This is a genomic window from Ramlibacter sp. (assembly GCF_013697775.1).
Taxonomy (GTDB): Bacteria; Pseudomonadota; Gammaproteobacteria; order Burkholderiales; family Burkholderiaceae_C; genus Ramlibacter.
This window is the reverse complement of record NZ_JACCWG010000041.1, coordinates 19,319-27,728: the sequence shown is the minus strand read 5'-3', so window position 1 is coordinate 27,728 and position 8,410 is coordinate 19,319. Positions and strand designations below refer to the sequence as shown.

8 protein-coding genes are annotated in these 8,410 nt (G+C 70.1%); 3 read left to right on the top strand and 5 right to left on the bottom strand.

Features of this window, described 5'->3' with window-relative positions; genetic code table 11:
• Positions 1-52: 52 nt before the first annotated feature.
• Positions 53-2,371, bottom strand: a complete 2,319-nt coding sequence (locus H0U68_RS02605) for a calcium-binding protein (protein WP_296352605.1) — start codon at positions 2,369-2,371, stop codon at positions 53-55.
• A 256-nt stretch (positions 2,372-2,627) separates the two neighbouring features.
• On the opposite strand from H0U68_RS02605, the gene H0U68_RS02600 reads away from it, so the two are divergent.
• Complete coding sequence (locus tag H0U68_RS02600) at positions 2,628-3,938, top strand: serine hydrolase (RefSeq protein ID WP_296352604.1); 1,311 nt, start codon at positions 2,628-2,630, stop codon at positions 3,936-3,938.
• A gap of 28 nt (positions 3,939-3,966) precedes the next feature.
• Here the strand turns inward: H0U68_RS02600 and H0U68_RS02595 are convergent, their stop codons facing one another.
• The 3 genes from H0U68_RS02595 to H0U68_RS02585 are packed head-to-tail and all read right to left on the bottom strand — an operon-like array spanning position 3,967 to position 6,174.
• On the bottom strand, positions 3,967-4,239 hold the full coding sequence (locus tag H0U68_RS02595; RefSeq protein WP_296352603.1) for a DUF2164 domain-containing protein: 273 nt from the start codon (positions 4,237-4,239) through the stop codon (positions 3,967-3,969).
• 28 nt (positions 4,240-4,267) lie between these two features.
• A complete protein-coding gene (locus H0U68_RS02590) occupies positions 4,268-5,707 on the bottom strand; it encodes an NAD-dependent succinate-semialdehyde dehydrogenase (RefSeq protein WP_296352602.1) in 1,440 nt (479 codons plus the stop codon).
• A complete protein-coding gene (locus H0U68_RS02585; RefSeq protein WP_296352601.1) occupies positions 5,704-6,174 on the bottom strand; it encodes a DUF1810 domain-containing protein in 471 nt (156 codons plus the stop codon). The genes H0U68_RS02590 and H0U68_RS02585 overlap by 4 nt, the downstream gene beginning before the upstream one ends.
• A 54-nt stretch (positions 6,175-6,228) precedes the next feature.
• Here H0U68_RS02585 and H0U68_RS02580 point away from each other — a divergent pair, with 54 nt between their 5' ends.
• The gene (locus H0U68_RS02580; protein ID WP_296352600.1) at positions 6,229-6,807 is read left to right on the top strand and encodes a histidine phosphatase family protein; all 579 of its coding nucleotides are present in this window, start codon (positions 6,229-6,231) and stop codon (positions 6,805-6,807) included.
• Here the strand turns inward: H0U68_RS02580 and H0U68_RS02575 are convergent.
• Entirely contained in the window at positions 6,771-7,385 is a 615-nt protein-coding gene (locus H0U68_RS02575; protein ID WP_296352599.1) for a nucleotidyltransferase family protein, read from the bottom strand. The genes H0U68_RS02580 and H0U68_RS02575 overlap by 37 nt on opposite strands.
• Positions 7,386-7,473: 88 nt before the next feature.
• On the opposite strand from H0U68_RS02575, the gene H0U68_RS02570 reads away from it, so the two are divergent.
• Positions 7,474-8,361, top strand: coding sequence for an MBL fold metallo-hydrolase (locus tag H0U68_RS02570; RefSeq protein WP_296352598.1), 888 nt, complete (start codon positions 7,474-7,476; stop codon positions 8,359-8,361).
• The last annotated feature ends 49 nt before the right edge of the window (positions 8,362-8,410 follow it).

Sequence of the window (8,410 nt, the reverse complement as noted above, 5' to 3'; positions counted from 1 at the left end):
CACCCGCGCTGAGCGGCCGGCACGGACCGGCCGCTGCGCCGCCTGCCGGCGTTCAGGCCATCGGCATGCCGTGCACGCCCGCGGCCGCCAGCCCCGTGAGGGCGACGTCCGCCGCGAGGGTCCCGTCCGCGAAGCGCAGCCGCTCCACGTTCACCAGCGTGTCGGTGCCGGTCCCCGGACCGGTGACGGTCAGCACGCCGCCCGCACTGACGATGGTGTACGCGGCGAAGTTGCCTTCGTAGACAGCCGTGTCGCGGCCCTGCCCGCCATCGACCCACTCGTCGCCGGTTCCCATCAGGAAGTCGTCGCGTCCGGCCCCGCCGTACAGCGAATCGTTGCCGCCGCCGCCGGAGATGGTGTCTTCCCCCGCGCCGCCGCGCAGGATGTTGTCCAGCAGGTTGCCGGTGAGCATGTTGTCGCGGGCGTTGCCCTCGCCAACCAGCGCGATGTCGCCGATGAGGATCAGGTTTTCCACATGCGCGGCGAGCTGGTAGTCGATGTAGCTCTGCACCGTGTCGCGGCCGCCGCCCGCGGCTTCCAGCACCACGTCGCCCGTGCTGTCCACGATCAGCATGTCGTCGCCCTTGCCGCCGTCCAGCGCGTCGTTGCCCAGCTGGCCGTCCAGGAAGTCGTTGCCCGCGCCGCCGATGAGGAGGTCGTCGCCCGCGCCCGCACGAAAGACGTTGTCGCCGGCGTCGCCGGTGAGCACGTCGTTGCCTGCATCGTCCGGCGGCGCCGGCTGCAGGTGCGCGGCGATGTCTGCGTTGTTCCAGGAACTGGATTCGAAACGGATCTCGGCGATGGGGAACAGCCCCGCGCCCTCCTGCACGAAATAGTCGCGCACCGTGACCGTGTCGCTCGTTCCTTGCACCGACACCACGAGGTCGCTGCCCACCCGCGCGAGCAGCATCTCCTCGGGATAGAGGCCGCGGCCGGGCAGCGGGCTGCCGTAGTAGAAGCTGTCGAAATTCAGGACGTTCGCTTCGGTGCCCCCGGCGCTCGCGGGGGCGATCAACACGTCCTGCCCGTCGCCGTAGTGGAAGAACATCGTGTTGCTGCCGGTGCCGGCATCCAGCAGGTCGTTGCCGGGGCCGCCATCCAGCGTGTCGTCGCCCGCGCCGCCGACCAGCGTGTCGTCGTCCCGGCGCCCGTACAGCGCGTCGTTGCCGTCGCCGCCGGTGAGCAGATCGTTGCCGTCGTCGCCGGAGATCCCGTCGTTGCCGGTCCCGCCTTCGAGGCTGTCGTTGCCGGCACTGCCGGCAAGATTGTCGTTGCCGGCACCGCCGCGCAGCACGTCGTCCCCGCTGCCGCCGCTGAGCTCGTCGTCGCCACCCAGGCCTGCGAGCGTGTCGTTGCCGCCGCGTCCCATCAACTGGTCCGGGCCCTCGGTCCCCGTCACGGCAATGGCTTCATCGCCGGGCGGGCCGAGCGGCGCGGCGGCCAGCTCGGCGGCGCCCCACACCGTTCCGTCGGCGAAGTTCACGGAGGCGATCGGCGCGACCGCGGCGGTGAAGTAATCCCGCACGACCAGGACGCTGTTGCGGAAGCCCGTGACGTACAGCGTGAGGTCGTTGCCCTCGCGGTGCGCCTCGACCTGGGAGGGCGCGATGCGCTGCGCCACCTGCACGATGTTGGTCTCGCCCGCGGCCGGGGTTTCGATGACGGTGGTGGTGCCGAAATAAAGATCGAAGAAGTAGGTGTCGTCACCCGCTCCGCCGTACATGTTCGTGCCGTCCATCAGCAGGTCGTTGCCCTCGCCGCCGTACAACACATCGTTGCCGAACTGCCCGTGCAGCGTGTCGTTGCCGGCGCCGCCGTACAGCACGTCGTTGCTGTACAGCGGGCTGCCCAAGGCGCCGGGGCCACTGTCACCCCAGAGCACGTCGTCGCCGTCGCCGCCGTCCAGCGTGTCATTGCCGTCGAAGCCATTCGCGCCGTAGTCGCCCTGCAGGTAATCGTTGCCGCCCAGGCCGCGCAGGATGTCGTCGGCGCTCGCATGGCCGAAGATGCGGTTGTCCTGTTCGTTGCCGTCGACGCGCCGCTGGCCGGGGCCGGTGATGATGAAGGTTTCCACGTTCAGCGGCACCACCACGGCGCTGTCGGGCGCGCCGGTGAACATGTCGTCGCGAAACATGACCGTGTCGTTGCCTTCGCCCGCCGCTTCGATGACGGTGTCCTCGCGGCGCACGTCCAGGTAGGTGTCGTCGCCCGCGCCGCCGGCCAGGGTGTCGGCCCCGGAGCCGCCGGTCAGCGTGTCGTTGCCGCCGCCGGCATTCACGCTGTCGTCGCCGCCGAGCGCGTCGATCTGGTCCGCCCCGCCGTCGCCGGCGATGACGTCATTGCCTTCCGTGGGGATGGGTGCGTAGCTCATGGTGTCTTCCTGTCGAACGCGGGTCGCATGCGGGCGCGCCGCGGCCAGGACGATGAATCTACGCCCCCACAGGCGTGCCGTGTGGCATCAGGCGCGTAAGGGTGCGTGTGTGCGCCAGAGCACCACGCAGCTCATCAATTCGGCGCGCCGCGCCAGCTCGGCCGTGGCGCCGCATCCACAGGTCGTCCGCCCTCCTACAGCGCTTCCTGCCGGTTGCCGTCGCGCGAGGCCCGTGTTCGCGGTTACGCTCAGTTGGATGAACAGCAAGAAGGTTCTTGGAACCGCGTTGGCCGCCGCCTTGGTCGTGGGGGCCGGCGCATTCGCATGGCGCTCCGGCCTGCTGCCGGTGGACATGGGCGGCAAGCCGCAGGCGTCCACCGCCACGACACCCGCCACCCCCGGCGCACCCTCGGCGGGTGCCGCGGCACCCACAGCGTCCAGCGCCGTTGCCGCCGCGCCGGCCGAAGAGGTGCACGAAACGCCCGACAGCGAGAGCGGGCTGGACGCCCTCATCCCGCGCCAGTCGGTCGGCCACGCGGCCGGCCTGGACAAGACGCCCGATCCGCTGAAGCTGGGCTCCAGTGCGGTGCTGGTGCTCGAGCCCGGCGCCGCCAAGCCGCTGCTCGCCAAGAACGAGAACGCGGTGCTGCCGATGGCCTCGGTCACCAAGCTCATGACGGGGATGGTGCTGATGGACCAGCAGCTGCCGATGGACGAGACCCTGACCATCACCGAGGACGACATGGACCGCGAGCGCCACAGCCGCTCGCGCCTGCGCGTGGGCTCGGTGCTCACGCGCGCCGACGCGCTGCAGCTGGCCCTGATGTCGAGCGAGAACCGCGCGGCGCACGCGCTGGCGCGCACCGCGCCGGGCGGCGTGAACGCGTTCGTGGCCGCCATGAACCGCAAGGCCAAGGCGCTGGGCATGAACACCACCAGCTATTCCGACCCGACCGGGCTGTCCAACAAGAACCAGTCGACCGCGCACGACCTCGCCGCGCTGGTGATCGCAGCCTCGGCCTATCCGGTGCTGCGCGAATACTCGACCACGCCCGAGCGGCGCATCGCCTTCGGCAGCCGCGTGCTGCAGTACCGCAACTCCGATCCGCTGGTGCGCAACGCCGGCTGGGACGTGCAGTTGCAAAAGACCGGCTACATCGTCGAGGCGGGCCACTGCGTGGTGCTGCGCACCCGCATCGCCGAGCGCGACCTGGTGATGGTGCTGCTGGACGCCAGCAGCAACCGCGTGCGCTCGGCCGATGCGCAGCGCATCCGCGCCTGGCTGGGCGGCGGCCCCGATCCGGCGGTGGCGGCAGCGCGCACCGAGCGCAAGAAGCAGGCGGCCGCGGCGAAGGCGGACAAGGCGGAGAAGGCAGGAAAAACCGAGAAGACCGCCGCCAAGGGCACCAAGTCCAGCAAGGCGGAGAAGCCAGAGAAACAGGCCAAGGCCGGCAGGAAGACTGCCAAGCCAGGCGAGACCCGCGTGGCGAAGACCTTCGACGGCAAGTCGGGCAAGCAAGCGCCGAAGCAAGCCAGGCGCAAGGACACGGACCGGGCTGCCTCGTGACAGCGTGGCGCAAGCGCCAGCCGCCCCGCTAGCGCTTCTTGCGCGCCGCGTCGAACTTGCGCCAGTACTGGAACGGGTCGTGGTGCGCGTCGATGTCGAGCTCGGCCACGCGCTGCTGCAGCCGCTCCTGCACGTCGGCCACCGCCTGGTTGTAGACCAGCGGGCCGATCTCTTCCAGGAAGAAGCCGAGCAGGCCGCCGGCCGCGACGTTGCCGATCGGCTCGTCCATGTTCTCGCGGAAGTAGCGCTCGATGGAGGCGATCGCCTCCTTGCGCTCTTCCTTCGGGATCTCGATCGCCATCGCCGCGGCGGCCTGCCTCAGCCCAGGCTCAGACGTTCATCAGCGCCACGGCGCGAGTGTTCAGGTAAGCCTCCAGCGCCTCGGGGCCGCCTTCGGAGCCGTAGCCCGAATCCTTGATGCCGCCGAACGGCATTTCGGCCGAGGGCATGGCCGGCATGTTGATCCACATCATCCCGACTTCCACGCGGCGCGCCAGCAGGTCGGCGTTCTTCAGCGACTTGGTGAAGCCGTAGCCGGCCAGCCCAAAGGACAGGCGGTTGGCTTCGGCGATGGCGTCTTCCAGCTTGGTGAAGCTGCGGATCGCGGCCACCGGGCCGAACGGCTCGTCGTTGAAGATCTTGGCTTCCAGCGGCACGTCGGCCAGCACGGTCGGCTCCCAGAAGTTGCCGGCATCGCCGATGCGCTTGCCGCCGGCCAGCACCTGGGCGCCCTTGTTCACCGCGTCTTCGTGGAATTCCGCCATGGCGGTCAGGCGGCGCGGGTTGGCCAGCGGGCCCATCTGCGTGCCTTCGGCCAGGCCGTCGCCGACCTTCAGGCCCTGCGCATACTTGGCCAGCGCCTGCGCGAAGTCGTTCTTGACGCTCTCGTGCACCAAAAAGCGCGTGGGCGCGATGCAGACCTGGCCGGCATTGCGGAACTTGGCGCCGCCGGCGGCCTTGACGGCCAGCGCGATGTCGGCGTCCTCGCAGACGATCACCGGGGCGTGGCCGCCCAGCTCCATCGTCACGCGCTTCATGTGCTGGCCGGCCATGGCGGCCAGCTGCTTGCCTACCGGCGTGGAGCCGGTGAAAGTAATCTTGCGGATGACCGGGTGCGCGATCAGGTAGCTGGAAATCTCGGCGGGCGTGCCGTACACCAGGCCCAGCACGCCGGGCGGCAGGCCGGCATCGGCAAACGCCTGGATCAGCGCGGCCGGGCCGGCCGGTGTCTCTTCCGGCGCCTTGACCAGCATGGAGCAGCCGGCCGCCAGCGCGGCGCCGACCTTGCGCACCACCTGGTTGATGGGGAAATTCCAGGGCGTGAACGCCGCTACCGGGCCGACCGGGTCCTTCAACACCATCTGGCGCAGCGCCAGGTTGCCGCGCGAAGGCACGATGCGGCCGTAGACGCGGAAGCCCTCTTCGGCGAACCATTCGATGATGTCGGCCGCGGCCATCGCCTCGCCCTTGGCTTCGGCCAGCGGCTTGCCCTGCTCCTGCGTCATCAGGCGGCCGATCTCGCCGGCCCGCTCGCGCATGAAGCCGGCGGCCTTGCGCATGATCTTGCTGCGGTCGGCGGCGGTCATGTCGCGCCAGGTTTCGAAGCCTTTCTGCGCGGCCGCCACGGCACGGTCGAGGTCCGGCTTGGTGGCGTGGGCTACGCGGCCGATTTCCTGGCCGGTGGCGGGGTTGAACACGGGCAGGGTGCGGCCTTCGGCAGCCGGACCCCAGCTGCCGTCGATGAAGAGCTGGGTGTGGGGGTAGGTCATAGCGGTCGAGAGTATGCACCTTCGGCGCTGCCGCCGCCCGTGCCCAGAAGGCCGGCCGTGGCAGCGTCGGGGACACCTCCGTAGTAGCGGGCAAGGCACTCGGCGAACAGGCTTTCGGCGGGATCGGCGCGGTGGAACAGGGTCAGGCAGGAGCGCAGCTTGAGGTCGTCGGGCGAGCCGAAGATGGCGTGGGCGCTGCGGCCCGGCACGCCCAGCAGCACGCGGCAGCAGTCCTTCAGGCGCGCACCCAGCACCGGGTGCGCGAGATAGGCGCGCGCCTCGTCCAGCGAGGCGATGCCGTAGTGCCTGGCCGTGCCGCTGCGGCCCAGCGCGGCGAGCTGCGGGAACACGAACCACATCCAGTGGCTGCGCTTGGCGCCGGCCTTCAGCTCGGCCATGACGGCGGGCATCACCGGCGCTTGTGCGGTGACGAAGCGCTGCAGGTCGAACGGGTCGCCAGCATCCATCGGCCCATGATACGGGCCTGTCTACACTCGGGCCACGATGAAGCTCTGGTCCGCATGAAGCTCTGGCTGCTGCGCCATGCCGAGGTGCTGCTGCCGCCCGGCCTGTGCTACGGCGCAAGCGACGTGGCGGCCGATGCGGCGCACACACGCGAGGCCGCGCGGGCGGCGGCAACACAGCTGCCCGCCAAGCTGCCGGTGCGGGTGTCGGGCCTGGGCCGCGCGCAGCAGCTCGCGCGCGAACTCCACGCGCTGCGGCCCGACCTCGGTCCCGCCACGGTTGACCAACGCCTGAACGAAATGGATTTCGGCTGCTGGGAATTGCAGCGCTGGGACGCGATTCCGCGCGCCGCCATGGACGCCTGGACGGCCAACTTCGATGCGCACCGCTTCGGCGGCAAGGAAAGCGTGGCGATGCTCTTGTCACGGGTGGCCGATGCGCTGGCCGACGTGCGCCGCGCGCTGGATGCGGACGGCGAAGCGCTGTGGATCACGCATGCCGGCGTGATCCGCTCCATTCAGCACATCGCCACGCGCGGCCCGGTGCCTGTTGGCGAGGCAGCGCGCTGGCCGCGCACCGAAGCACCCACGGGCGGGCTTCAGGCCGTCGCGTTTGCTGCCGGATCGCCTGGCTGAGTGGCGCCGCGCGCGATGCGCAGCCACGGCCAGCGCGCCTGGTACGACGCCGCCTTGCGCGCGAACAGCGCGCCGTGGTCCACCAGCGGGTTGGGTGTCAGCAGCCCGTCGTACAGCAGGTCCAGCCCGTACGGCGCATACACCTCCCAGCCGCTGCCGGCAGGCCGCACGCCGACGCAGGTGCCCAGCACCAGGAAGCGGTCCAGCCCGTCGCGCGCGCTGGCCAGCCGCGGATACGGGTGGCCGAAAACCTGCGGGTACCACAGGTGCACGCGCGCCTGGTTCACCGCCTCGACCTGCACGCCGATGTCGCCCAGAACGGCGTCGGCATGCCGCTGCACGGCTTGCTGGTTTTCCGCACTCAAGTCGTTGCCGTCGAAATAGAACAGGTCGTAATCGTTGATCTGCGCGTCGGGCGCGGCGCCGGCGCGCAGGTTCCACACCGTCTGGAACAGGCAGCCGGCGACCAGCCAGGCATCGGGCAGCGCGAGGCGGTCCCAGCGCTCCAGGATCCTCTGGTTGCTGCGGTTGCGCAGGATGTCCTGCACGAATGTGGCGGGTGAGATGTCTCGTTGCACACCGAGAGGTTAGCCGAGGGCGCTGGCGCGCCGCGCGGCGGCGCAGGGTTGCTATAACGGGAGCGTGCCTGCACCCAAGGAACCGCCCATGTCCACCGCCGCCGCGCAGCTCCAGGTCGAAGGCTTTTTCGACGCCGCCACCAGCACCGTCAGCTACATCGTGCTGGACGCGGGGTCGCGCCACTGCGCCATCGTCGACAGCGTACTGGACTTCGACCCGAAATCCGGCCGCACCGGCACCGCGTCCGCGGACAAGCTGGTGGCGCGCGTGCGCGAACTCGGCGCCTCGGTGCAGTGGATCCTGGAGACGCACGTGCACGCCGACCACCTGTCGGCGGCGCAGCACCTGCGGCGGCAACTGGGCGGCAAGATCGGCATCGGGCGGCACATCACCCAGGTGCAGAGCGTGTTCGGCAAGCTGTTCAACGCCGGCGCCAACTTCGTGCCCGACGGCAGCCAGTTCGACCATTTGTTCGAAGACGAGGAACGCTTCGCCATCGGCGGGCTGCAGGCCCGCGCCCTGCACACGCCCGGCCACACGCCGGCCTGCCTGACCTATGTGGTGGACGGCGGCGCCGAGGCGGCGGCGTTCGTCGGCGACACGCTGTTCATGCCCGACTACGGCACGGCGCGTTGCGACTTCCCCGGCGGCGACGCGGCCCTCCTGTACCGCTCCATCCGCAAGCTGCTGGCGCTGCCGCCGCAAACACGCCTGTACATGTGCCACGACTACCAGCCGGGCGGGCGTGAGGTGCGCTTCGTGACCACGGTGGCGCAGCAGCGGGCGGACAACGTGCACGTGCACGACGGCGTGGCCGAGGACGCGTTCGTGGCCATGCGGCGCGCCCGGGATGCGACGATGGAGATGCCGGTGCTGATCCTGCCGGCGGTGCAGGTGAACATGCGGGCCGGCGAGCTGCCCGAGGCGGAAGGCAACGGCGTGCGCTACCTGAAGATCCCGCTGAACATTTTCTAGCCTGCCCAAAATCTAGCGAAACACCTTACCGCGTTGTTCTTCCACGTGC

Bases quoted from the DNA above. Each gene is read 5' to 3' on its own strand.
- H0U68_RS02605 (WP_296352605.1), bottom strand. From the start codon at position 2,371: ATGAGCTACGCACCCATCCCCACGGAAGGCAATGACGTCATCGCCGGC.
- H0U68_RS02600 (WP_296352604.1), top strand. From the start codon at position 2,628: ATGAACAGCAAGAAGGTTCTTGGAACCGCGTTGGCCGCCGCCTTGGTC.
- H0U68_RS02595 (WP_296352603.1), bottom strand. From the start codon at position 4,239: ATGGCGATCGAGATCCCGAAGGAAGAGCGCAAGGAGGCGATCGCCTCC.
- H0U68_RS02590 (WP_296352602.1), bottom strand. From the start codon at position 5,707: ATGACCTACCCCCACACCCAGCTCTTCATCGACGGCAGCTGGGGTCCG.
- H0U68_RS02585 (WP_296352601.1), bottom strand. From the start codon at position 6,174: ATGGATGCTGGCGACCCGTTCGACCTGCAGCGCTTCGTCACCGCACAA.
- H0U68_RS02580 (WP_296352600.1), top strand. From the start codon at position 6,229: ATGAAGCTCTGGCTGCTGCGCCATGCCGAGGTGCTGCTGCCGCCCGGC.
- H0U68_RS02570 (WP_296352598.1), top strand. From the start codon at position 7,474: ATGTCCACCGCCGCCGCGCAGCTCCAGGTCGAAGGCTTTTTCGACGCC.